Consider the following 22,985-nt stretch of genomic DNA (forward strand, 5'->3'; position numbering starts at 1 on the left):
TCGCGCACCGGATCGACGCCGACGAGCGCGTGCGCGAGATCCTCAAGATCGCGAGCGAGCGGCGGGTGCCCCCCCTCGGGGGCACCCAACCCGAGCGCGGCCGGCGCACGGGCGGCCCGGGCCACCACAGCGGCGGGGCGCGGGGGCCGCCGGCTTGCGTGCCGCGGGCTTCTTCGCGGGCGCAGCGGGCGCGGGACCGGCCGAGCCGGCCGGGTAGGCGTCACGCAGCCTGCGCACCACCGGGGGCTCGATGGTCGATGAAGCCGACCGGACGAACTCACCCATCTCGTTGAGCTTGGCCATGAGGGCCTTGCTCTCGACCCCGAGCTCCTTCGCGAGCTCGTAGACGCGGACCTTTGCCACAACTCTCCTGTCTCGGCCCGCCCCGGACAGGGAGGACCGTCGTTAGTGCCGGGTACTCATCGCTGGGTACTCATCGGGTGCCCATCGGCTTCCAACCCGCTTTCCTTCTCGACGGACGACGGACGTGCGTCGCCGGACCGGCCGGCGACCTCCTGCTCGAGCGCCGCACGCAGCGACGCGGTGTCGAGCGGACCCCTGCGCAGTGCACGCGGGAGCGCCCGACGCCTCTCGGCGAGATCGAGACATCTCAGGTCGGCGTGCACCCAGGCACCCCGACCGGGGAGCGAGCGTTCCCGGTCGACCACCGCGAGGAAGTCCTCGCCGCGCTCGACCGCGACCACCCGGATCAGGACGGATCGCTGGCCTCGTGCTCGGCACCCCACGCAGGTGCGCACCGGACCCTGTGGCCCAGCCGCATCCGGGGCGACCTCATGGCCGTCCACGACACGCTCAGGGAGCCGGACCCGGGGTCCAGCCTCGAAGAGTCTAGCGCCCCGGCTCACGAACCGTGACCCGAGGCCCCGTCGTCGGCGGGTCCCGTGCCCTCGTCGGCGGCCTCGGCGTCGGCGTCAGGCGACCCCGCCGGCGCATCGTCCGCGACCTCCGTGTCGGGGCGGATGTCGATCCGCCACCCGGTCAGCTTGGCGGCGAGACGCGCGTTCTGCCCCTCCTTGCCGATGGCGAGCGACAGCTGGTAGTCCGGCACGACGACACGCGCGGCCCGCTGCTCGGCGTCGACGACGGTCACCGACGTCACGCGCGCAGGCGACAACGCGTTGGCGACCAGCTCGGCCGGGTCGTCGCTGTGGTCGACGATGTCGATCTTCTCGCCGTGCAGCTCGGCCATCACCGCCCTGACGCGCGAGCCCATCGGACCGATGCAGGCCCCCTTGGCGTTGAGGCCCGCGACCGACGTGCGGACCGCGATCTTCGTGCGGTGGCCGGCCTCGCGCGCGATCGCCGTGATCTCGACCGAGCCGTCGGCCACCTCGGGCACCTCGAGCGCGAAGAGCTTGCGCACGAGGCCCGGGTGCGTGCGCGAGAGCGTGATCGACGGGCCCTTGGGTCCGCGCGACACGTCGAGCACGTACGCGCGCAGACGCTCGCCGTGGACGTACCGCTCGGTCGGCACCTGCTCGTGCGCGGGGAGCACGGCCTCCGTGCCGCGGACGGCGACGAGCACCGTGCGCGGGTCGCGGCCCTGCTGGATCACCCCGGCGAGCACCTCGCCCTCGGAGCCACGGAAGCTCCCGAGCACCTGCTCGTCCTCGGCGTCGCGCAACCTCTGCACGATGACCTGTCGCGCCGTCGAGGTCGCGACACGGCCGAAGCCCTCAGGGGTGTGGTCGAACTCCGGACCGGGCTCCGGTGCGACGACGGCGTCACCGTCGTCAGCAGCCGCCACGGGCTCGCGTGCCCAGACGGTCACGTGGCCGGTGCGACGGTCGACCTCGACCCGCGCGTCGGCGTAGGCGCCCGGTGTGCGGTGGTACGCGGACAGCAGGGCCTGCTCGATCGCCTCGACCAGGGTGTCGAGGCTGAGGTCGCGCTCGTGCTCGACCAGCCGCAGGGCGGTCATGTCGATGTCCATCAGGCCTCCTCGGTCTCGTCGAGCCCGGTCTCGTCGCCGCGGCGCAGCTCGACCTCGACCCTGCCACGCGAGACGCGCGACGGCTCGATCTCGACCTCGCCGTCGTCGGTCACGAGCACGTACGCGGACGCGTCGGCCTCGGCGAGACGGCCCCGGACGGACGAACCGTCGGTCAGCTCGAGCGTGACGAGACGGGTGCGTGCACGCCGGAAGTGCCGGGGCTCGGTGAGCGGTCGATCCGTCCCCGGGGTCGAGACCTCGAGGACGTAGGCACCGCGCACCGGGTCGGCGGCGTCCATCGCCGCGGAGATCTCGCGCGACACCTCACCCACCGTGTCGAGGTCGAGGCTGCCGACGGCGTCCTCGTCGAGGTCAAGGACCACGCGCACCACGGTGCGGCGGCCCGCCGGGGCGACGACGACGTCCTCGAGGTACAACCCGCTCGCGCCGACGACCGGCTGCACCACCTCGCGTACCCGTTCCACCTGGCTCGCGGCCATGCTGTTCAGCCTCCCGTGGGTCGTGGCGGGCCACCCGACGTGGATACGACCCTCTGGACTTGTCCGGCCCAGCCTAACGACTCGGCGGACCGACGGCGTGGCAGGATCGTCGCGATGCCCTCCCCCAGCCCAGCCGCCGACGAGCGCGCCCGCGGGCGCGCTCGCGCGCACCGTCGCGGGCGTGCGGCGGTGCTCGCGGCCCTCGCGACGGTGGGCCTGGCGGCGTGCGGGCTGCGGCTCGAGACCCCGCCGCCGACCGCTCCCGAGCCCGACGCGGTCGAGACGATCCGGCAGCGCGCCACCGCTGACGCCCTGACGCTCGCGGTCCTCGCCGAGCACGCAGCCGACCCCGCGGTCCCGAGCGCCACACGCGTCGCCGAGGTCGCGTCCCTGCACGCCGAGGCCCTCGGCGGGCCCTACACGTGGCAGCCACCCGAGCCTTCCCCCGCCGTCACCGCGACGCCCGCCGACGACGAGGCGGCGGCGGCTCAGGACGTCGGCCCGGAGCGACTCGTGCAGGCGCTCGAGGAGACCGCCGCGAGTGCGCGCGCCGACGCGGCGGCGGTGGACGACCCCGGGATGGCACGCCTGCTGGGCTCCGTCTCCGCGAGCCGCCTGCTGCTCGCCGACGCCGTGCGTCGCGAGAGCGGACAGGACGCGGCCGATCCGCCCGAGCCGTTCGCCCCGCCCGAGGACCTCCCTGACGGCCTCACCGGGTCGGCCGTCACGGCGCTCGTGCAGTCCGAGGACGCGCTCGGGCTCGCCTGGGAGGTCGTCGCGGCCCGCACCCCGGTCGACGCGCGGGCACCCGCGGCCGGCCGCGCTGAGGCGCACCGCGGGCGCGCGCTCCACTGGGCCGAGGCCGCCGATCTCGTGGGTACCGGACTCGACCCCCGGCGCGCCGCCTACGACCTTCCCGCGTCCCTCCTGTCGACCACGGACCCGGCTGCGCTCGAGGGCGAGGTCACCGCGCTCGAGCGCGACCTGGCGACGTCGTACGCCTCGCTCGTCGACACCGCGGCCCCCGAGCAGCGCGCGCCGCTCCTGGACGGGCTCCTCGACGCCGCGCGGGCCGGGTGGCCCGCGGGCGCGCTCCTGCCGGCGTTCCCGGGCATGCCGGAGCAGGAGCCGACGGACTGACGCCCGGGCATCGGCGCCCCTGGACGCCCTCTGGGCAGGTCGGGGCGCCGGTCCCGGGACGCGACTCAGGCGAGCAGGCCTCGGACGAGCTCCTCGACGTGGCGCGACGCGTCGGCGACCGGCACCTGCTCGGCGTCGGGCTGTCCCGGCACCCCCGAGCGGCGACGGACCTCGACGACGCCCTCGGCGAGCCCGCGACCGACGATCACGATCACCGGCGCCCCGAGCAGGTCGGCGTCGGCGAACTTGACGCCGGGCGAGACCTTGGGGCGGTCGTCGTAGAGCACCTCGACGCCGCGGGCGTCGAGGGTGGTCGCGAGGGTCTGCGCCGCCTCGAACACCGCAGGGTCCTTCCCCGTCGCGACCACGTGGACGTGCACGGGCGCGACCTGGGCGGGCCACGCGAGGCCGGCGTCGTCGTGATGGGTCTCGGCGAGAGCCGCGACCGCACGCGAGATGCCCACGCCGTACGAGCCCATCGTCACGGTCACGGCCTTGCCGTTCTCGTTGAGCACCTGCAGGCCGAGGGCGTCGGCGTACTTGCGGCCGAGGGCGAAGATGTGGCCGATCTCGATGCCTCGGGCGAGCTCGAGAGGACCCGATCCGTCGGGTGCGGGGTCCCCCGCGCGCACCTCCGCGGCCTCGACCGTCCCGTCGGCGACGAAGTCGCGCCCGGCGACCAGGTCGAACACGTGCCTCCCCTCGACGTCGGCGCCGGTGATCCACCGCGTACCGGGCACGACGCGCGGGTCGAGCAGGTACCGCACCGCGTCCTCGCGCCCGGTGTTCTCGCGCCCGAGGACGCCCGGACCGATGTAGCCCTTGACGAGCTCGGGGTGACGCGCGAAGTCGGCGTCACCCGCGGCCTCGACGGTCGCGGGCGCGACGGCGGCCTCGAGGCGCTTGAGGTCGACCTCCCGGTCCCCCGGGACGCCGACGACGACGACCTCGCGCGTGCCGTCGGGGTGGCCGAGCGCGACGACGACGTTCTTGAGCGTGTCCGCGGCGGTCCAGGGCCGGTCCACGCGCGAGAAGCGCTCGTTCGCGAGCGCGACGAGCGAGTCGATCGTCGGCGTGTCCGGGGTGTCCTCGACGTGGGCGGCGGGCGCGTCCTCGTACGGGAGCGGATCGGGGACGGGCGTCGTGACCGCCTCGACGTTCGCCGCGTAGCCCCCCGCGGACCGCACGAACGTGTCCTCGCCGATGGGCGTCGGCATCAGGAACTCCTCCGAGCGCGAGCCCCCCATCGCGCCCGACGTCGCCGCGACCACCACGAACTCGAGCCCGAGCCGCGTGAAGATCCGCTGGTACGCCTCGCGCTGGAGGGCGTAGGACGCGTCGAGGCCGGCGTCGTCGACGTCGAACGAGTAGGCGTCCTTCATCACGAACTCGCGCCCGCGCAACAGGCCGGCGCGGGGCCGGGCCTCGTCGCGGTACTTGGTCTGGATCTGGTAGAGCGCGAGGGGCAGGTCCTTGTACGACGAGTACAGGTCCTTGACCAGGAGGGTGAACATCTCCTCGTGGGTGGGAGCGAGGAGGTAGTCGGCCTCCTTGCGGTCCTTGAGGCGGAAGAGGTTGGGCCCGTACTCCTCCCATCGTCCCGTCGCCTCGTAGGGTTCCTTGGGGAGCAGCGCCGGGAAGTGCACCTCCTGCGCGCCGATCGCGGCCATCTCCTCACGCACCACCTGCTCGACCTTCGCGAGCACCCGTAGCCCGAGCGGGAGCCAGGTGTACACGCCGGGCGCCGCCCGCCGGATGTAGCCCGCACGCACCAGCAGCCGGTGGGAGGGCACCTCGGCGTCCGCCGGGTCCTCCCGGAGCGTGCGCACGAACAGGGACGACATCCGCAGGAGCATGGCGGCAGCCTAGTGGTGCCGGGACCCGGTCCCCGCCGCGCACGCGCCACCGCTTCCACCGCGGGCCCGGCTGGGCCACGATGGTCAGGTGCCCGAGCTGCCCGAGGTCGAGTCCCTCGCCCGCTTCCTCACCGAGCGCGCGGGCGGACACACCGTCGCCGCCGTGCAGGTCGGGGCGATCAGCGCCCTCAAGACCTTCGCACCGCCCCCGGACGCGCTCGTCGGGAAGGTGGTCCACGACGTGCGGCGCCACGGCAAGTGGCTCGACCTCGCGACCGAGGACGGCCCCCACCTCGTGCTGCACCTCGCCCGGGCGGGGTGGCTGCGGTGGTCCGAGCAGCTGCCGACGACGCCCGTACGTCCCGGGAAGTCGCCGCTCGCCCTGCGGTTGCGGCTCGACGACGGCGCAGGCTTCGACCTGACGGAGGCGGGCACCCGCAAGCGTCTCGCCATCCACGTGGTGGACGACCCGACGCAGGTCGAGCTGGTGTCCTCGCTCGGCGTGGACCCGCTCGGCGAGGAGTTCACGGTCGACCGGCTCGCCGAGCTCGCGGCGGCGCGGAACCAGCAGGTCAAGGGCCTGCTTCGGGACCAGCGCCAGATCGCGGGCATCGGCAACGCCTACTCGGACGAGATCCTGCACGCGGCGCACATGAGCCCGTTCGCGCTGAGCCGCTCGCTCACGCGCGACCAGCTGGAGCGCCTGCACGCCGTCGTGCGCGAGGTCCTCACGGACGCGCTCGCGACGTCGTCGGGGCGCCCGGCCGCCGAGCTCAAGGACGCGAAGCGCCGCGGGATGCGGGTGCACGGCCGTACCGGCGAGGCGTGCCCGGTGTGCGGCGACGTCGTGCGCGAGGTGTCGTTCGCCGACCGCTCGCTGCAGTACTGCGCGACCTGCCAGACGGGCGGCACCCCGCTCGCCGATCGCCGCCTCTCCCGCCTCCTCCGCTGACCCCCTCCCGGCACCCAAACGTTCGGGTGCGCACCTGTGTGCAGGTGCGCAGGTTCAGGGCCCGCCCACGTGCGCGGGGGTTCGCATCCGCGAGGTTCATCGTCCGACGACGGGCCGCCCACCCGTGAGGGCGGCCCGCAGCCGCGAGATCCATGCCGTCGGAACCCGCAGGTCGTCGGTGGTCCACCGGACCACGGCGAGCCCGAGCGCGCGCAGCCGGTCCTCACGGAGCTTCTCGCGCCAGAGCACGTCCTCCGGTGCACGACCCGACGGGTTGCTGCGCCCGTACTTGACCCGCCCGTCGAACTCCCCGACGACCCCGTGCTCGGGCCAGAGGAAGTCGACGCGGCCCACGTCGCCCTCGGCGTCCCGCAGCGTCACCTGGCGCTCGGCCCGTGGGATGCCGAACGCGTGCAGGACGACGGCGCTGCGGGACTCGCCCGGGCTCTCGGCACCAGGGGCGGCCAGCTCCGCGCACACCCGCGCCCGCGCGACCCCGCCGAGGCCCCGCATGGTCGCCACGACGTCGACGAGCTCCTGCGTCGTGGCGATCCCCCGGGTGATCGCGGCCTCGGCGATGATGACGCCTGCGGTGAGCGAGTCGAGCCGAGCGGCGTCCAGGGCCGCACGGGCGGCGTTCGCGACACGCACGGCGTCGACGTCGAGGAGCTGGGACGCGGGCGGCATCGCCGTCGTGCGCACGGCGCTGCGTCGTGAGGCGCCACCTCGGTGGTCGAGCCCGACGTGCACCATGCTCGGGGCGTAGAGCGGCAGGCCGTGCACGGCCGCCGCCGCGCTGCCGAGCACGACGCGCGAGGGATCGAGCCTGCGGAGCGCGCGCACCGCCGCACGGAAGCGGTCGTCGTCGTCCTCGGCGGCCGCGGGCAGACGGTAGACACCGTGCTGGACCCGCGCGAGCACCCGTGCCCGCATGAGGGCCCCGATCTCACGACCGCTCAGGCCCAGCGCGTCGAGGTGCGCCCGCAGCACGAACCCGCCGTTGCTCGTGGCGAGGGCCACGACGTCGTCGAACCTGCCAGGGACCGCCATGCCGACGAGGTTCGGGCCCGACGGCGATCGGGGGCCGGCAGGACCCTCGCACCTGGGGAAGGACGCGCGGCACCCGGTCGGTGGACGGGTGCGAACCCGTGCGCGCTTGGGCGGGTCCTGACATCGCCCACACGCGTCGACGTTCGCACTCGAACGTTTGGTCGGGGCGTGGGGGTGGGTGGGGGGCTAGAAGAGGATGGTGGCGTAGGTGCCGACCTGGCGGAAGCCGACCCGGCGGTAGGCCGCGAGCGCACGCGTGTTGTAGTGGTTCACGTAGAGCGAGACCACGGGCGCGACGGTTGCGAGGGTCTGCGCCACGACGGCGGCCATGCCGTGCGCGGCGAGGCCCCTCCCGCGACGTCCGGGCGGCACCCACACGCCCTGGACCTGCGCGACGGCCCGGGTCACCGCACCGAGCTCGGCCTTGAACACGACCTCCGGACCGGTGCGGCCCGCATCCGTCCGCACGAACGAGCGTCCCGCCTCGACGAGGGCCCGCACGCGCGCCTCGTACGCACCCGGGCTACCGGTCAGCGGCGAGTAGCCGACCTCCTCGACGAACATCTGCACGCACGCGGGCATGAGGACGTCGAGCTCGTCGAGCCGGCTGCGCCGGACCAACGGGTCGGGCTCGACGGCGGGCGCCTGGTCGAGGACCAGGGACGGCTGGTCCGCACGGATCTCGCGCGGGGTCCCCCACCGCGGCTCGAGGCGCTCCCACAGCCCCAGGACGGCCCACGCGTCGCCCACGATCGACGAGCACCGCCGGCCCTGACGCAACGCCGCGTCGGCGAAGGCGTCGAGGGCCTCCTCGTCGCCACGCGTCACCACCGGGACGAGGTTCGCCCCGGCCCAGCAGACGGCGTCGAGGCGACCGTCACGCTGGACGCCCCAGACCGACGACCCACCCGAGCGCGTGCCACCGTCGACCCACGCCTCGATGCGCGCGGCGGCCAGCACCGATCCCACCGCGTCACGGTCGCAGACCCGAGCCGCCTCGTCGAGATCGACGTCGGTGACGACCTTCCGTGCGGCGCCGAGGGTGCGCCAGCGTGCCATGGGCCGATTGTGCACCATGGCCCGCGCCCGGCGCCCGCGCCGCGTCCGGGCCTCAGCCGACCTGGACCACCGGACCGCCGCCGTCGGCGGGTTCCATCTGCTCGGCGATGCGCATGGCCTCCTCGATGAGGGTCTCCACGATCTGCGCCTCGGGCACGGTCTTGATGACCTGGCCCTTGACGAAGATCTGCCCCTTGCCGTTGCCCGACGCCACGCCCAGGTCCGCCTCGCGGGCCTCGCCCGGTCCGTTGACGACGCAGCCCATCACCGCGACCCGGAGCGGGACCTCCATGCCCTCGAGCCCTGCCGTGACGCGCTCGGCGAGCGAGTACACGTCGACCTGCGCGCGACCGCACGAGGGGCACGAGACGATCTCGAGCTTGCGCGGGCGCAGGTTGAGCGACTGCAGGATCTGGATGCCGACCTTGACCTCCTCGACCGGCGGGGCCGAGAGGGACACGCGGATGGTGTCGCCGATCCCCTGGCTCAGCAGCGCGCCGAACGCCGTGGCGGACTTGATGGTCCCCTGGAACGCGGGGCCGGCCTCGGTCACACCGAGGTGCAGGGGCCAGTCGCCCCGCTCCGAGAGCATCTCGTACGCCCGCACCATGATCACGGGGTCGTTGTGCTTGACCGAGATCTTGAAGTCGTGGAAGTCGTGCTCCTCGAAGAGCGACGCCTCCCACACCGCGGACTCGACGAGAGCCTCGGGGGTCGCCTTGCCGTACTTCTCGAGGAGGCGCTTGTCGAGCGAACCCGCGTTCACGCCGATGCGCAGCGACACCCCGGCCTCGGCCGCCGCCTTCGCGATAGCGCCCACCTGGTCGTCGAACTTGCGGATGTTGCCCGGGTTGACGCGCACCGCGGCGCAGCCCGCGTCGATCGCGGCGAACACGTACTTGGGCTGGAAGTGGATGTCCGCGATCACGGGGATCTGCGACTTGCGCGCGATGATCGGCAGCGCGTTGGCGTCCTCCTCCGTGGGGCACGCGACGCGGACGATGTCGCAGCCCGCGGCGGTCAGCTCGGCGATCTGCTGGAGGGTCGCGTTGATGTCGGTCGTCTTGGTCGTCGTCATGGACTGCACAGAGACGGGCGCGTCACCTCCCACGTACAGGGAGCCGACCTTGATCTTGCGCGTCGGTCGGCGCGGGGCGAGGACGGGCGGGGGCGCCTCGGGCATCCCGAGGTCGATGGGAACGCTCACCGCTCCAGTATCCCCAATCTCACCGCCGACGCCGACCGCGCGCACGTCCTGCTCACCCGAACGTCACGGGTGCCACGATGTCTGCCCAGGTCAGCACCACGAACATGCCGATCAGCACGAGGAACACGCCGTACGCGAACGGCATCTGCCGCGCGACGTCCGCCGGGCGCGGCGTGGGCGCACCACGCCACCGGGCCACCTGTCGACGCGCCCCCTCCCAGAGGGCGCCGGCCACGTGTCCGCCGTCGAGCGGGAGCAACGGGATCAGGTTGAAGACGAACAGCGCCACGTTCAGGGACGCGAGGATCGACAGCAGCGTGCTCGCCCGGACGGCCGGCGTCGCCTGCGGACCGTCGGCCGAGGTCACCTCGCCCGCGAGGCGGCCCACCCCGACGATCCCCATGACGCTCGAGGGGTCGCGCTCGCCCCCGGTCACGAGGGTCTGCACGACGTCCCACAGTCGCACCGGCAGCGCGACGACGATCTTCGCGGTCTCCCAGGTCGCCTGCCAGAGCAGGGGCGGCACGTCCGCGAGGCTCCCGGGCTCGAGGCCCGTCGTCGGGCTGAAGCCGATGTAGCGCGAGGGCTCGGTGACCATCTCGCCGTCGGCGTCGAGCACGGGCGCGCCGGCCTCGTCCCACACCGGCCGCTCGACCACGACGGGACGGACCTCGAGGGTCACCTCCGCACCGTCGCGCTCGACCACGAGCGGCACGACGTCGGCCGTGGCCGTCCGCACCTGCTCCTGGAACTGCTCCCAGGTGGTGATCTCGACGCCGCCGTAGGACACCAGGCGGTCCCCCGGCTCGAGCCCGGCGGCACTCGCGGGCGTCGCCGGGTCACCGGGACGGCAGTCACGCTCGACCCCCGCGGGCAGCACGCAGTCGAGCGTCGTGCCGACCGTGGTCGTCGCACCGCCCGGGAGGCCGAAGCCGAGCACCGAGATCGCGAGCAGGACGAACGCCAGGACGAGGTTCATCATCGGGCCGCCGAGCATCACGACCACCTTGCGTGGCGCGCTCAGGCGGTAGAACGCCCGGTGCCCCTCGCCCGGACGGATCTCCTCGGCGCTCGCGTCCCGGGCCGCGGAGACGAGCTCGGCCATCCGACCCGCACGGGGGCGGGCGCCGACGGCCTCGGCCGGCGGCAGCATGCCGATGAGCCGCACGTAGCCCCCGAGCGGGATCGCCTTGAGGCCGTACTCGGTCTCGCCCCGCGTGGTCGACCACAGCGTGGGGCCGAAACCGACCATGTACCGGCTCACGCGCACGCCGAAGCGCTTGGCGGGCACCAGGTGCCCGATCTCGTGCAGGGCGATCGAGACGAGGAGCCCGATCACGACGACGAGCAGCCCGAGGAGGAACTCCATCCTGGTCCTGTCTGGAGATCGGCGCGGGGGCGCCGATGCGGTCAGGGACGTCCCATCATCACAGGTGCGCGCGGTCGCGGCGGACGGCCACGCGTCGCCCTCCGGGGCCGGACGGACCCGTGCGGCGAGCATACGACGGAAACTGCACGCCAGGGCCTGTCGCTCCTGCGGATCCCGTCCGTACGATCACCCCATGGCTTCCCTTTCCGTCGCCGACGGCGGCGCCTCGGTCCCCCAACGACGTCATCTCGTGACCGAGGTCCCGGGGCCGCGGTCGCGCGCCCTCGCGACCCGCCGCGCCGCGGCGGTCGCGGCCGGGGTGGCCGGGACCCTGCCCGTCTTCGTGGACCGTGCGGGCGGCGGGATCCTGCTCGACGTCGACGGGAACGCCTTCGTGGACCTCGGTTCGGGCATCGCGGTCACGTCGGTCGGCAACGCGGCACCCGAGGTGGTCCGCGCCGTGCGCTCCCAGGCGGGGCGCTTCACGCACACGTGCTTCATGGTCACGCCGTACGAGGAGTACGTCGAGGTGTGCGAAGAGCTCGCCCGGCTCACACCCGGCGGGCACGACAAGCGCAGCGTCCTGGTCAACTCGGGGGCCGAGGCCGTCGAGAACGCCGTCAAGGTCGCACGCCGCGCCACCGGCCGCGACGCCGTCGTCGTGCTCGACCACGCCTACCACGGCCGCACCAACCTCACGATGGCGATGACGGCCAAGGCCATGCCCTACAAGACGGGCTTCGGTCCGTTCGCGGGCGAGGTCTACCGCGTCCCGGCGTCGTACCCGCTGCGCGACCCGGCCGGCCTGACCGGGGCGCAGGCCGCCGCCCGCGCGACCGCGATGATCGACGCGCAGGTGGGCGCCGACCAGGTGGCCTGCGTGGTCGTCGAGCCGATCCTCGGCGAGGGCGGCTTCGTGGTGCCCGCTGCGGGGTTCCTGCCCGCGCTCGCGACGTGGTGCCGTGACCGTGGGGTGCTGCTCGTCGCGGACGAGGTCCAGACGGGCTTCGCACGCACCGGCGACTGGTTCGCGTGCGACGACGAGGGGGTGGTTCCGGACCTCGTCGCGACTGCGAAGGGCATCGCCGGTGGCCTCCCCCTCGGCGCCGTGACCGGGCGCGCCGAGCTCATGGACGCGGTGCACGTGGGCGGCCTCGGCGGCACCTACGGCGGCAACCCCGTGGCGTGCGCGGCCGCGCTCGCCACGCTGCGGACCTACCGCGACCTCGATCTCGTGGCGGCCGCCCGACGCATCGGAGCGCTGGTCCACGACCGTCTCACGGACGTCGCCGCGCGCACACCCGCCGTCGCGCAGGTGCGCGGTCGCGGTGCGATGCAGGCCGTCGAGCTCGTCCGGCCCGGGACCCTCGAGCCCGACCCGGCTGCCGCGCGGCGCGTCGCCCAGGAGTGCTCGCGGCGCGGCGTGCTCGTGCTCACCTGCGGGACCTACGGGAACGTGCTCCGGCTGCTACCCCCGCTGGTGATCTCCGTCGAGCTGCTCGACGACGCCCTCGACGTGCTCGCGGCCGCCCTCGTCGAGGACGTCACCCCGGGCTGATCACGCGGTCGCGACCCGAGGTCTTGGCGTCGTACATCAGGGCGTCCACCCGGTCCAGGGCGGCCAGCGGCGGCTCGGCGGGCTCGAGCAGCACGACGCCGAAGCTCCCGGTGATCTGCAGCCCGAGCGCCTCGCCGACCTCCTGCGGGAGCACGGCGCGCAGCCGCTCGGCGAGCTGGACCGCGCGGTCCCGGTCCGTGCCCGGCGCGACCACGACGAACTCCTCGCCACCCACGCGCGCGACCAGGTCGTGCTGACGCACGACGCGCGAGGCCGCCCGCGCCACGAGGCAGAGCACCTGGTCGCCGACCCCGTGGCCGTAGGTGTCGTTGACCTCCTTGAAGTGGTCGAGGTCGAAGTAGACGAGCGCGACGGGGTTCTGCGGGCTCACCTGCTGCGAGCGCTCCGCGAGCTCCTCGAGCAGGCGACGGCGGTTGGCCAGGCCCGTGAGCGCGTCGAGGTAGGCGATGTCCCGCATGTGCCCCGCCTCCTCGCTCGCGCGCCGCGCCGCCTCCTCGGCGACGGCCAGCCGCGCCTTGGCCTGCGCGAGCACCTGCAGCAGCAGCACGATCACGACGAGGAACACGACGTACCGCACGACGTCGACGGCCACGTCACCCACGTCGCGGCGGCCGACCAGCGCCCCGAGCCCCGTGACGAGGACGCCCGTGAGGACCACGGCGGCGTGCACCAGCGCGCCGCGCGAGGTCATCACGAGCCCGCTGACGATCAGGAAGACGATGAGCCCCAGGAAGTACGTGGGGAACAGGCCGTGCCACGTCTGGCGCACGTCCTCGGCACCCGCGAGCCTCGACCAGCCCCACACGATCCAGGCGGTCTCGAACACCACGAGGGTCGTGCGGCTGAACGCGAGCGCCTGCTGCGGCCGGCGCACGAGCACCCACGCGTAGACCACGAGGTACCCCACGATCGGGGGGTACCCCCACAGCACGAGCGGGTCGTCGGGGCCGAGGACGAACGTGAGGACGAGCATCGTCGGGCAACCGATCGCGATGGCGATCGCCACGACCCTGCGCAGCAACGCGGGGATGTCGGCACGGAACATCCCGTCGAGCGCGGGGTCCACGACCCGATCGGCGTCTCGGTTCACGACGGTTCTCGCTCCTCCACTGCCCAGGGCGAGCCGTAGCCCGCAGGTTCGGGTGCCCTGAGCAGATCGAGGAAGGGGACGGCGTCGAACGCCTCCGGACCTTGCACCCCTGCGCCGGACCAGGTCCCCCGGGCGAGCAGCTCGAGGGCGACGACGGGGTTGACCGCCGTCTGCCAGACGACGCACTGGGCCCCGTACTCGCGCATGGACCAGGCGTTGTCGACGACGTGGTGAAGGTAGACCTCGCGCGGCCGTCCGTCGAGACCCGTTCCGGTGACGAGGACGCCCGCGCACGTGCTCCCGCTCATGCGCTCGCCGAGGGAGGCCGGGTCCGGGAGGCAGGCCGCCACGACGTCGCGCGGGCTCACCCGGACCCTCGCGGGCCCGTCCGCGTCGGCGCCGCGCACCGTGACCGGGTCCGTACGGTCGAGGCCGAGCCGGTGCAGCGTGCGCAGGACGGCGATGAACTCCTCGCCGAGGCCGTACTTGAAGGTGACCCGTCGCGCGTCGATCCACCGCGGCATCAGGAGGACCTCCTCGTGCTCCACGTGCACGCACTCGACCGGTCCGATCCCGCCCGGGAAGTCGAACACCTCGGGCTCGTGGAAGGGCGGCACCGTGTACCAGCCGCCCTCGGGCCCGGTGCCGCCGCTCGCGTCACGCCGGTCGCGCTCCCAGATCACGGGAGGGTTGAGGCACTCCTCGATCGTCGTCCAGATCGAGAAGGACGGGGCGAAGACGGGCTCGCCGTCGTCGCCGAGGACGACGAGGTTGGCTCCGTCCCGGACACCGAGCTCGTCGATGCTGCGGAAGAGGTGGTCGGCCGCGTAGCGCGCGAAGACGTCCGAGAGCCCGGGCTCGACCCCCATCCCGACCAGCGCGAGCCGCCCCGCGTCGGCCCAGCGCTCCGAGACCGCGAACTGCTCGTCCCCGAGCTTGACACCGGGGAGCGCGTACGGGTCCGTGGGGTGCGGTCGCGAGAGGGACATCGCCATGTCCAGGTAGTCGGCACCGGCAGCGAAGGCGCCCTCGAGGACGGGCATGACGAAGCGCGGGTCGACCGCGTTGAGCACGTGGGTGATGCCGTGGCGACGCGCGAGTGCCGTCACCTCGCCCGCGCGTGAGGCGTCGACCCGGGCCGCGACGAAGCGATCGCCACCCGGGACCCCGGCCACCGTCGCGACGGTGCGCTCGGCACGGGCCGCGTCGTGGTCGGCCACGACCATGAGCTCGAAGAAGTCACGACGGGCGGCGATGCGGGCGACGGCGTCACCGACGCCCCCGCTTCCGACGACGAGAACACGCACAGGTCCTCCTGGGGGGGGAGCCGACCTCGCGGTCAGCGGCGGCGGCGCCGGCTCACCGTCACCAGCTGCACGGCGACGACGAGGAGCAGCGCCAGGACGAACATCGCCGAGCCGATCACGTTCGCCTGCGGCGGGATGCCTCGGGTGGCCGAGACGTACACGAACTTCGGGAAGGTCGTGAAGCTGCCCGAGTTGAAGTTCGTGATGATGAAGTCGTCGAAGCTGAGCGAGAAGGCGAGCAGCGCCGCCGCCGCGATGCCGGGCAGCAGCAGCGGGAACGTCACCCGCCAGAAGGCCTGCACCGGCGAGGCGTAGAGGTCGGCCGCAGCCTCCTCGAGGCGCGGATCGAGGGTCGCGACCCGCGCCTTGACCGTGACCACCACGAAGCTGATGCAGAACATCACGTGGGCGAGCACGACGGTGCCGAAGCCCGGGTTGACCCGCAGGCTGAGGAACTGCGCGAGCAGCGCGGCGCCCAGCACGACCTCGGGCGTCGACATCGGCAGGAAGACCAGGAGGTTCGCGAGAGCACGCCCCCGGAACCGGTACCGGACGAGCGCGATCGCGATGAGCGTGCCGAGCACGGTCGCGACGGCCGTCGCGATGAGCCCCACCTGGAGGGAGTTGACGAGTGCGCGACACACCTGGGGCGCCCCGCACGGGTTGCGCCACGCCTCGAGCGTGAAGCCGCGCCAGACGAGGTTCGTCCGCACGGAGTCGTTGAACGAGAAGGCGACGGTGTAGACGATCGGCACGAGCAGGTAGGCGAACGCGAGGGTCGCGATGATCGGCACGACGGCCTCGCCGATCCGCCACCGTGCGGCGCGCGCGGCAGGAGGGTCGGGGCGAGCCGTGACCCCTGCGGTGACCGCAGCCGCCGTCGTGCCGCTCACAGCAGGTCCTCCGTACCGGCACGCCGGATGTACGACGTGACGAGCAGCAGGATCGCGACCATGAGGACGACCGACAGCGCGGCGGCGCCCGGGTAGTCGCTCACCTTGAAGAAGCGTGAGTCGATGACCTGGCCGATCATCGTGGTCCCGTTGTTGCCCAGCAGCACCGAGTTCACGAAGTCGCCCGAGGCGGGGATGAACGTCAGCAGCGTCCCCGAGACGACGCCGGGCATCGACAACGGCAGGGTGACCCGCCAGAACGTCGTCGGGCCGCTCGCGTAGAGGTCTCCGCCCGCCTCGACCAAGCGGGGGTCGAGGCGTTCGAGGCTCGCGTAGATGGGCAGCGTCATGAACGGCAGGAAGTTGTAGGTCAGACCCGCCACGACCGCGAACGCCGTCGCCGTGAGGCGACCGTCGGGCGGGAGCAGCTGGACGGCCCGCAGGGCCGCGACGACGAACGACTCGTCGGCGAGGATCTGCTTCCACGCGATCGTGCGCAGGATGAAGCTCGTGAAGAACGGTGCGATCACGAGCACGAGCAGCATCGCCTGCACGAACGGGCGACCGCGGGCCCGGACGGCGATGGCGTACGCGACGGGGTACCCGATGAGCAGCGCGGCGAGGGTCGCGACCAGCGCGTAGCCGAACGAGCGGACCAGGTGCGGCCAGTAGGTGCTGAGCACGGTCACGTAGTTCTGCCACTCGAAGGCCGGCTGGAACTGGCCGACGTCGCCGCCCGGGACGGGGACGTAGAGCGACGTCACGAGGAGCGCGACCACGGGGATGACGAAGAAGACGCCGAGGTAGGCGATGCCCGGGGCGAGCAGCAGGTACGCGGGCCCGCGCGCGGCACGGGCCGGGCTCGTCGCCGCCCTGGCGTTGCCGGGCCCGTGCCCGATCGCGGTGACGATGCTCACGCGGCGCCGTCCTCGGCGACCCCCGACGCGACGTCCTCGGCGCCGTCGAGGCCGAACGCGTGCCGCACGGCGCACGCGAGGTGCACCTCGTCGCCCACACGCACCTCACCTCCGCCCGAGATGTTCTGCACGAACACCCCGAGCGTGCCCAGACCGGGCACGGCGACCTGGTACTGCGTGCTCACGCCGCTGAACGCCACGTCGGTCACACGCCCGGGCCCGACGACGTTCACGTCCCAGGGCACCTCCTCGTCACGGGTCACCAGGTGGAGCTTCTCGGGCCGCACGCCGACGAGCACCTCACCCTCGGTGCGTACCGCCCGCTCGGTGGGCACCAGCACGCGCCGCCCCGTGCCCACGTCGACGGCGAGGACGGAGCCCGGCCCGACGGACGGGCCCTCGACCACCGTCCCGCGCAGCAGGTTCGACTGCCCGAGGAAGTTCGCGACGAACGCCGTGCGGGGCAGCTCGTAGAGGTCGGCGGGAGAACCCATCTGCTCGATCCGGCCGGCGTTCATGACGGCGACCGTGTCGGCCATGGTCATGGCCTCCTCCTGGTCGTGCGTCACGTGCACGAACGTCAGGCCGACCTCGGTCTGGATCCGCTTGAGCTCGACCTGCATCTGGCGGCGCAGCTTGAGGTCCAGCGCACCCAGCGGTTCGTCGAGCAGCAGGACCGCGGGGTTGTTGACGAGTGCGCGCGCGAGGGCCACGCGCTGCTGCTGGCCACCGGACAGCAGGGCCGGACGGCGGTCCGCGAGGTGGTCCATCTCGACGAGCGCGAGGGCCTCGTGGGCGCGCGTGAGGGGCTCGGCCACGCGCCGCCGGCGCAGACCGAAGGCGACGTTCTCGAGCACGCTCAGGTGGGGGAACAGCGCGTAGGACTGGAAGACCGTGTTCACCGGCCTGCGGTGTGGACGACGGTCGGTCACGTCCTCGTCACCCAGCCGCACACGCCCACGGGTGGGGCGCTCGAGCCCCGCGACCATGCGCAGGGTCGTCGTCTTGCCGCATCCCGAGGGGCCCAGCAGGGCGAAGAACGAACCCGCGGGCACGTGCAGGCTCAGGTCGTCGACCGCGACGAAGGCGCCGAACTCCTTGGTGACGCGCTCGAGGGAGAGACCCGTACCGGACGACGCGCCGTCCATCAGTTCCCGATCACCGCCTGGAACTCGTCGTTGTAGCGCGTCTCCTCCTCGGGCGTGAGCGCGCGGAAGACGTGCGCCCGCTCGAGCGTGGCGTCGCTCGGGAAGATCAGCTCGTTGTCGACGAGCTCGGGATCGAACGCGGCCATGGCCTCCTGGGCGCCGTCGACCGGGCAGATGTAGTTGACGTACGCCGCGACCTCGGCCGCGACCTCGGGGTCGTAGTAGAAGTTGATCAGCGCCTCGGCGTTGGCCTTGTGCGGGCTGCCCACCGGGATCATGAGGTTGTCGCTCCAGAGCGTGCCGCCGGCCTCGGGCAGCACGAACTCCCACATGGGCTCGTTCTCGAAGTTGAGCACCGTGATGTCGCCCGACCAACCGATGACCGCGAGGGCGTCGCCCGAGACCAGGTCCTCGGCGTAGGAGTTGCCCTTGACCTGGCGGATCTGCCCCGAGGAGATCTGGGCCTCGAGCACCTCGAGCGCGGCGAAGAACTCGTCGTCGCCCCACTCGCCCGCGACGTCGACGCCCTGGTCGAGCATGATCAGCCCCACGGTGTCGCGCATCTCGGACAGCACCTCGACCCTCCCCCGGAGCTCAGGCGCCCACAGGTCGGAGACCGTGCGCAGCCCGCCCGGGACCGCCTGGGTGTTCCACGCGAGCCCACCGAAGCCCGACTGCCAGGTCATGGTGTGCGCTCGCCCGGGGTCGAACGAGACGTCCTGCAGGCTCGCGAGGAGGTTGTCGGCGTTGGGGATGTTCGCCTTGTCCAGCTCCTGCGTGTAGCCGAGGCGCACCATGCGGCCCGCCATCCAGTCCGTCAGCGTCACGAGGTCCTGGCCGATGTCCTGACCGTTGGCGAGCTGCCCCTGGACCTTGCCGAAGTACGCGTCGTTGTCCTCGATGTCCTCCGCGTAGGTGGCCTCGATCCCCGTCTCGGCGGAGAACCGCTCGAGGGTCGGGTAGCTCTGGGTCGCCTCGTCGTAGTCGAGGTACAGCGTCCAGTTCGCCCACCGCACGACCTTCTCGGTCTCGGACCTGTCCGTGACCGGGCCGGACGTGCCGCTCGACCCGGGTGTCCCGCCGGTGCCGCAGGCCGCGAGCAGGGCACCGACGCCCGCGGCCCCGAGCCCACCGGCGAGCACCGAGCGACGTGAGACGCCGCGCTGGGCGGCGACGAGCGCGCGCACCGCAGGATCGACGGGGGCGGGACGGCGAGGACGGCTGCGGGTCACGGTGCCTCCTGGGGGTGCGTCGCTGTGGCGTGATCGTCGCAGGCACCGACGAGCCGTGACAAGGGATTCCATCGCCGATGATGCGGATCTGCAACGAAACCGTCGCCACAAGGCAGCATGTCGACGCTTCCGGGCGCACCACGTCGGAGCGCGGGGTGGTGGTGGCCCGCGCCGACGGTCCGGGCCTCAGGCCCCGAACGCGCTCATGACGTGCTTGATCCTCGTGTAGTCCTCGAAGCCGTACATCGACAGGTCCTTGCCGTACCCGGAGTGCTTGAAGCCGCCGTGCGGCATCTCGGCCACGAACGGGATGTGGGTGTTGATCCACACGCACCCGAAGTCGAGCGCACGTGACATCCGCATCGCCGTCGAGTGGTCGCTCGTCCACACCGAGCTCGCGAGGCCGTACTGCACGCCGTTCGCCATCCGCAGGGCCTCGGCCTCGTCCGTGAACGTCTGCACCGTGATCACCGGCCCGAAGATCTCCTGCTGCACGGCCTCGTCGTCCTGGTGGAGCCCGTCCACCACCGTCGCCGTGTGGAAGAAGCCCCGGTCCCCCTGGCGCGTCCCGCCCGCGACGACGTCGGCGTGCCCGGGCAGCCGCTCGAGGAAGCCCTGGACGCGCGCGAGCTGCGCCGCGTTGTTCACCGGGCCGAACGCGACGTCGGCCTCGTCGGGCCGTCCCGTGCGGTTCGCGCGCGCCTGCTCGGCGAGGGCCGCGACGAAGTCGTCGTGGACGGCCGCGTGGACCAGGACGCGGGTCGCGGCGGTGCAGTCCTGACCGGCGTTGTAGTAGCCCGCGGCCGCGATCGCCTCGGCCGCCGCCGCGACGTCGGCGTCGGGGAAGACGACGACGGGCGCCTTGCCCCCCAGCTCGAGGTGCACCCGCTTGAGGTCGCGCGCGGCGGAGCCCGCGACCTCGGTGCCCGCACGCACCGACCCCGTGATCGAGACCATCGCCGGGATCGGGTTCTCGACGAGGGCGCGGCCGGTGTCGCGGTCGCCGCACACGACGTTGAGCACACCCGCCGGCAGCACCTCGGCCGCGACCTCCGCGAGCAGGAGCGTGCTGACGGGCGTGGTGTCGGAGGGCTTGAGGACCACCGTGTTGCCCGCGGCGAGCGCGGGCGCAACCTTCCAGATCGCCATCATCAACGGGTAGTTCCAGGGCGTGACCTGGCCGATGACGCCGATCGGCTCACGCCGCACCCACGAGGTGTGGCCGGCCATGTACTCACCCGCGCTCAGCCCGTCGAGCACGCGCGCGGCCCCCGCGAAGAAGCGCAGCTGGTCCACGCACGGCGGCACCTCGTCGGTCGCGGTCAGCGTGAGGGGCTTGCCCGTGTTGCGCGACTCGGCCGCGACGAACTCGTCGGCCCTCGCCTCGACCGCGTCCGCGAGCCTCAGGAGAGCGAGCTGCCGGTCCGCGGGCGTCGCGTCGCGCCAGCCCTCGAACGCCCCGGCGGCCGTGCGGAGCGCGGCGTCGACGTCGGCGGGCGTCGACAGGGGTGCGCGGGCGTACTCCTCGCCCGTGCTCGGGTCGACGACGGCCGTGGTCCGCCCCTCCTGGGTCGGCGTTCGCGCTCCGCCGACCACGTTGGCGAGCTCGACCGGGTCCGGGGCGGCGGTGGCGGATGAGCTGGGCACGAGACCTCCAGGTGCTCGGGCGGGCGACGGCCCGCCGCGCGGGTGTCCCTCGCACGCTAGCGCACCAACGTCGATATCATCAGCCCATCCGGTCACGTTCGCCGGAATCAGCATCCGCGACCACGCCGGATCCACGGAATCCCTTGCCTTCGGGCACGTCAGAGGAGAACCATCGCACCATGGCACCGTCCCCGAAGCCGGCCCCCGTCACCCTCGACGCGACCTCGAAGGCGATCATCGAGCAGCTGCAGGAGGACGGTCGGCGACCGTACGCGGCCATCGGGAAGGCCGTGGGCCTGTCCGAGGCGGCCGTGCGGCAGCGCGTGCAGCGGCTCGTCGAGTCGGGTGTGGTCCAGATCGTCGCGGTGACCGATCCCCTCCAGGTCGGGTTCACGCGTCAGGCGATGATCGGCATCAAGGCCGAGGGAGACCTGCAGGCCCTCGCGGACCGGCTCGCCGACGTCCCGGAGGTCGACTACGTCGTGATCACGGCGGGCGCCTTCGACATCCTCGTCGAGCTCGTGTGCGAGGACGACGAGCACCTGCTCGAGGTGCTCAACCAGCGGCTGCGTCAGCTCGACGGGGTCCGCACCACCGAGACGTTCGTCTACCTCAAGCTGCGCAAGCAGCTCTACAACTGGGGCACCCGATGACCACCTCCGCGCAGCACCTCACCGGCGCCGCCGCCATGACCACGGGCGCCACGCCACGCGGCACCGACCGGGCCCAGGCCGCCCGCGACCACCTCTGGGGACACTTCACGCGCCACTCGACGTGGGAGCAGGGCCCGGTCCCGGTCATCGTGCGCGGCGAGGGGCACCACGTCTGGGACGCCGAGGGCCGTCGGTACATCGACGGGCTGTCGGGGTTGTTCGTGGTGCAGGTGGGGCACGGCCGCGCCGAGCTCGCCGAGCGTGCGCGGCAGCAGGCCTCCGAGCTCGCCTTCTTCCCGCTCTGGTCCTACGCCCACCCGCAGGCGATCGACCTCGCCGAGCGGCTCGCCCATCACGCGCCGGGCGACCTGAACCGCGTGTTCTTCACGACCGGGGGCGGCGAGGCGGTCGAGACCGCGTGGAAGCTCGCCAAGCAGTACTGGAAGCTCGTGGGCCGCCCCACCAAGTACAAGGTGATCTCACGCGCGATCGCGTACCACGGGACACCCCAGGGCGCCCTCGCGATCACCGGCCTGCCGGGGATGAAGGCCCCGTTCGAGCCCCTCGTGCCGGGCGCGCACAAGGTGCCCAACACGAACATCTACCGCGGCCCGGAGGAGCTGCGCGACGACCCGAAGGCCTTCGGCCGCTGGGCCGCCGACAGGATCGAGGAGGCGATCCTGTTCGAGGGGCCCGAGACCGTGGCCGCCGTGGTGCTCGAGCCGGTGCAGAACTCCGGCGGGTGCTTCCCGCCGCCGCCCGGGTACTTCGAGCGCGTGCGGGAGATCTGCGACACGCACGACGTGCTCCTCGTCTCGGACGAGGTGATCTGCGCGTTCGGCCGCATCGGCGACATGTTCGCGTGCAACGACTACGGCTACGTCCCCGACATGATCACCTGCGCCAAGGGCATGACCTCGGGGTACTCGCCGATCGGCGCGCTCCTCGCGTCGGACCGGCTCTTCGAGCCCTTCCGGGACGGGACGACGACCTTCTACCACGGGTACACGTTCGGCGGTCACCCCGTCAGCGCGGCGGTCGCGATGGCGAACCTGGACATCTTCGAGCGGGAGGGCCTGAACGCGCGCGTGCACGAGAACGCACCCGCGTTCCGCCGCACGCTCGAGAAGCTGCTCGACCTGCCGATCGTCGGCGACGTGCGCGGCGACGGGTACTTCTACGGGATCGAGCTGGTCAAGGACGCCGCGACGCGCGAGACGTTCGACGACGCCGAGAGCGAGCGCCTGCTGCGCGGGTTCCTCTCGCACGCGCTGCTCGACGCCGGGCTCTACTGCCGCGCCGACGACAGGGGCGACCCCGTGATCCAGCTCGCTCCCCCGCTGACCTGCGGGCCGGCCGAGTTCGACGAGATCGAGCAGATCCTGCGCGGGGTGCTCACCGATGCGTGGGCCCAGCTCTGACGTCCCCGCGC

At 72.9% G+C, this 22,985-nt stretch carries 20 protein-coding genes and 1 pseudogene; 5 read left to right on the plus strand and 16 right to left on the minus strand.

Annotated features, from left to right (window positions below):
- Positions 1 to 57: 57 nt before the first annotated feature.
- From GXB85_RS18950 to rimP, 4 genes and pseudogenes are all read right to left on the minus strand, one after another.
- Positions 58 to 363, minus strand: a pseudogene (locus GXB85_RS18950) (translation initiation factor IF-2 N-terminal domain-containing protein); the annotation flags it as partial.
- A gap of 56 nt (positions 364 to 419) precedes the next feature.
- Positions 420 to 866 carry a DUF448 domain-containing protein gene (locus GXB85_RS14765; protein ID WP_161918427.1) on the minus strand — a complete coding sequence of 149 codons (447 nt, stop codon included), beginning with the start codon at positions 864 to 866 and terminating at the stop codon, positions 420 to 422.
- Positions 863 to 1,954 carry a transcription termination factor NusA gene (gene nusA / locus GXB85_RS14770; protein ID WP_161918428.1) on the minus strand — a complete coding sequence of 364 codons (1,092 nt, stop codon included), beginning with the start codon at positions 1,952 to 1,954 and terminating at the stop codon, positions 863 to 865. Before nusA ends, GXB85_RS14765 begins: the two co-directional genes overlap by 4 nt.
- Positions 1,954 to 2,454, minus strand: a complete 501-nt coding sequence (gene rimP, locus GXB85_RS14775) for a ribosome maturation factor RimP (protein ID WP_161918429.1) — start codon at positions 2,452 to 2,454, stop codon at positions 1,954 to 1,956. The genes nusA and rimP overlap by 1 nt, the downstream gene beginning before the upstream one ends.
- Positions 2,455 to 2,568: 114 nt before the next feature.
- Between rimP and GXB85_RS14780 the strand changes: the two genes are divergently transcribed.
- Positions 2,569 to 3,594 (plus strand): DUF4439 domain-containing protein, encoded by a 1,026-nt coding sequence (locus GXB85_RS14780; RefSeq protein ID WP_161918430.1) that lies wholly within the window; start codon positions 2,569 to 2,571, stop codon positions 3,592 to 3,594.
- Positions 3,595 to 3,659: 65 nt separating this feature from the next.
- Here the strand turns inward: GXB85_RS14780 and GXB85_RS14785 are convergent, their stop codons facing one another.
- The gene (locus GXB85_RS14785) at positions 3,660 to 5,450 is read right to left on the minus strand and encodes a proline--tRNA ligase (protein ID WP_161918431.1); all 1,791 of its coding nucleotides are present in this window, start codon (positions 5,448 to 5,450) and stop codon (positions 3,660 to 3,662) included.
- An 88-nt stretch (positions 5,451 to 5,538) separates the two neighbouring features.
- On the opposite strand from GXB85_RS14785, the gene GXB85_RS14790 reads away from it, so the two are divergent.
- Complete coding sequence (locus GXB85_RS14790) at positions 5,539 to 6,402, plus strand: DNA-formamidopyrimidine glycosylase family protein (protein WP_161918432.1); 864 nt, start codon at positions 5,539 to 5,541, stop codon at positions 6,400 to 6,402.
- A gap of 96 nt (positions 6,403 to 6,498) precedes the next feature.
- On the opposite strand, the gene GXB85_RS14795 is transcribed toward GXB85_RS14790, so the two are convergent.
- From GXB85_RS14795 to GXB85_RS14810, 4 genes are all read right to left on the minus strand, one after another.
- Positions 6,499 to 7,452, minus strand: coding sequence for a type IV toxin-antitoxin system AbiEi family antitoxin domain-containing protein (locus GXB85_RS14795; RefSeq protein WP_161918433.1), 954 nt, complete (start codon positions 7,450 to 7,452; stop codon positions 6,499 to 6,501).
- Positions 7,453 to 7,638: 186 nt separating this feature from the next.
- Positions 7,639 to 8,511, minus strand: coding sequence for a DUF4081 domain-containing GNAT family N-acetyltransferase (locus tag GXB85_RS14800; protein WP_161918434.1), 873 nt, complete (start codon positions 8,509 to 8,511; stop codon positions 7,639 to 7,641).
- A gap of 52 nt (positions 8,512 to 8,563) precedes the next feature.
- On the minus strand, positions 8,564 to 9,694 hold the full coding sequence (gene ispG, locus GXB85_RS14805; protein WP_202628032.1) for a flavodoxin-dependent (E)-4-hydroxy-3-methylbut-2-enyl-diphosphate synthase: 1,131 nt from the start codon (positions 9,692 to 9,694) through the stop codon (positions 8,564 to 8,566).
- A 76-nt stretch (positions 9,695 to 9,770) separates the two neighbouring features.
- A complete protein-coding gene (locus tag GXB85_RS14810; RefSeq protein ID WP_161918436.1) occupies positions 9,771 to 11,087 on the minus strand; it encodes an RIP metalloprotease in 1,317 nt (438 codons plus the stop codon).
- 193 nt (positions 11,088 to 11,280) lie between these two features.
- Between GXB85_RS14810 and gabT the strand changes: the two genes are divergently transcribed.
- Positions 11,281 to 12,645 (plus strand): 4-aminobutyrate--2-oxoglutarate transaminase, encoded by a 1,365-nt coding sequence (gene gabT, locus GXB85_RS14815; protein WP_161918437.1) that lies wholly within the window; start codon positions 11,281 to 11,283, stop codon positions 12,643 to 12,645.
- Here gabT and GXB85_RS18955 read toward each other — a convergent pair.
- From GXB85_RS18955 to GXB85_RS14850, 7 genes are all read right to left on the minus strand, one after another.
- Entirely contained in the window at positions 12,632 to 13,756 is a 1,125-nt protein-coding gene (locus GXB85_RS18955; protein ID WP_161918438.1) for a GGDEF domain-containing protein, read from the minus strand. The genes gabT and GXB85_RS18955 overlap by 14 nt on opposite strands.
- Complete coding sequence (locus GXB85_RS14825; RefSeq protein ID WP_161918439.1) at positions 13,753 to 15,063, minus strand: saccharopine dehydrogenase C-terminal domain-containing protein; 1,311 nt, start codon at positions 15,061 to 15,063, stop codon at positions 13,753 to 13,755. The genes GXB85_RS18955 and GXB85_RS14825 overlap by 4 nt, the downstream gene beginning before the upstream one ends.
- Positions 15,064 to 15,095: 32 nt before the next feature.
- Positions 15,096 to 15,872 carry an ABC transporter permease gene (locus tag GXB85_RS14830; protein ID WP_161918478.1) on the minus strand — a complete coding sequence of 259 codons (777 nt, stop codon included), beginning with the start codon at positions 15,870 to 15,872 and terminating at the stop codon, positions 15,096 to 15,098.
- Between the two features lie 80 nt (positions 15,873 to 15,952).
- Positions 15,953 to 16,867: an ABC transporter permease gene (locus tag GXB85_RS14835; RefSeq protein WP_370524272.1), complete on the minus strand. Its 915-nt coding sequence runs from the start codon at positions 16,865 to 16,867 to the stop codon at positions 15,953 to 15,955.
- A 2-nt stretch (positions 16,868 to 16,869) separates the two neighbouring features.
- Complete coding sequence (locus tag GXB85_RS14840) at positions 16,870 to 18,021, minus strand: ABC transporter ATP-binding protein (protein WP_161918441.1); 1,152 nt, start codon at positions 18,019 to 18,021, stop codon at positions 16,870 to 16,872.
- On the minus strand, positions 18,021 to 19,253 hold the full coding sequence (locus tag GXB85_RS14845; protein WP_370524267.1) for a spermidine/putrescine ABC transporter substrate-binding protein: 1,233 nt from the start codon (positions 19,251 to 19,253) through the stop codon (positions 18,021 to 18,023). The genes GXB85_RS14840 and GXB85_RS14845 overlap by 1 nt, the downstream gene beginning before the upstream one ends.
- Positions 19,254 to 19,439: 186 nt before the next feature.
- Positions 19,440 to 20,900 carry a gamma-aminobutyraldehyde dehydrogenase gene (locus GXB85_RS14850; RefSeq protein ID WP_370524268.1) on the minus strand — a complete coding sequence of 487 codons (1,461 nt, stop codon included), beginning with the start codon at positions 20,898 to 20,900 and terminating at the stop codon, positions 19,440 to 19,442.
- Between the two features lie 179 nt (positions 20,901 to 21,079).
- Here GXB85_RS14850 and GXB85_RS14855 point away from each other — a divergent pair, with 179 nt between their 5' ends.
- Both GXB85_RS14855 and GXB85_RS14860 read left to right on the plus strand, forming a co-directional pair.
- On the plus strand, positions 21,080 to 21,553 hold the full coding sequence (locus tag GXB85_RS14855) for an Lrp/AsnC family transcriptional regulator (protein WP_161918444.1): 474 nt from the start codon (positions 21,080 to 21,082) through the stop codon (positions 21,551 to 21,553).
- Positions 21,550 to 22,974, plus strand: coding sequence for an aspartate aminotransferase family protein (locus tag GXB85_RS14860; RefSeq protein ID WP_370524269.1), 1,425 nt, complete (start codon positions 21,550 to 21,552; stop codon positions 22,972 to 22,974). Before GXB85_RS14855 ends, GXB85_RS14860 begins: the two co-directional genes overlap by 4 nt.
- Positions 22,975 to 22,985: the final 11 nt, after the last annotated feature.

This window comes from Cellulomonas sp. APG4, assembly GCF_009996735.1.
Taxonomy (GTDB): domain Bacteria; phylum Actinomycetota; class Actinomycetes; order Actinomycetales; family Cellulomonadaceae; genus Actinotalea.

Bases quoted from the DNA above. Each gene is read 5' to 3' on its own strand.
- GXB85_RS14860 (WP_370524269.1), top strand. From the start codon at position 21,550: ATGACCACCTCCGCGCAGCACCTCACCGGCGCCGCCGCCATGACCACG.
- GXB85_RS14800 (WP_161918434.1), bottom strand. From the start codon at position 8,511: ATGGCACGCTGGCGCACCCTCGGCGCCGCACGGAAGGTCGTCACCGAC.
- rimP (WP_161918429.1), bottom strand. From the start codon at position 2,454: ATGGCCGCGAGCCAGGTGGAACGGGTACGCGAGGTGGTGCAGCCGGTC.
- nusA (WP_161918428.1), bottom strand. From the start codon at position 1,954: ATGGACATCGACATGACCGCCCTGCGGCTGGTCGAGCACGAGCGCGAC.
- GXB85_RS14840 (WP_161918441.1), bottom strand. From the start codon at position 18,021: ATGGACGGCGCGTCGTCCGGTACGGGTCTCTCCCTCGAGCGCGTCACC.
- GXB85_RS14780 (WP_161918430.1), top strand. From the start codon at position 2,569: ATGCCCTCCCCCAGCCCAGCCGCCGACGAGCGCGCCCGCGGGCGCGCT.
- ispG (WP_202628032.1), bottom strand. From the start codon at position 9,694: ATGCCCGAGGCGCCCCCGCCCGTCCTCGCCCCGCGCCGACCGACGCGC.
- GXB85_RS14810 (WP_161918436.1), bottom strand. From the start codon at position 11,087: ATGGAGTTCCTCCTCGGGCTGCTCGTCGTCGTGATCGGGCTCCTCGTC.
- gabT (WP_161918437.1), top strand. From the start codon at position 11,281: ATGGCTTCCCTTTCCGTCGCCGACGGCGGCGCCTCGGTCCCCCAACGA.
- GXB85_RS14785 (WP_161918431.1), bottom strand. From the start codon at position 5,450: ATGCTCCTGCGGATGTCGTCCCTGTTCGTGCGCACGCTCCGGGAGGAC.
- GXB85_RS14855 (WP_161918444.1), top strand. From the start codon at position 21,080: ATGGCACCGTCCCCGAAGCCGGCCCCCGTCACCCTCGACGCGACCTCG.
- GXB85_RS14795 (WP_161918433.1), bottom strand. From the start codon at position 7,452: ATGGCGGTCCCTGGCAGGTTCGACGACGTCGTGGCCCTCGCCACGAGC.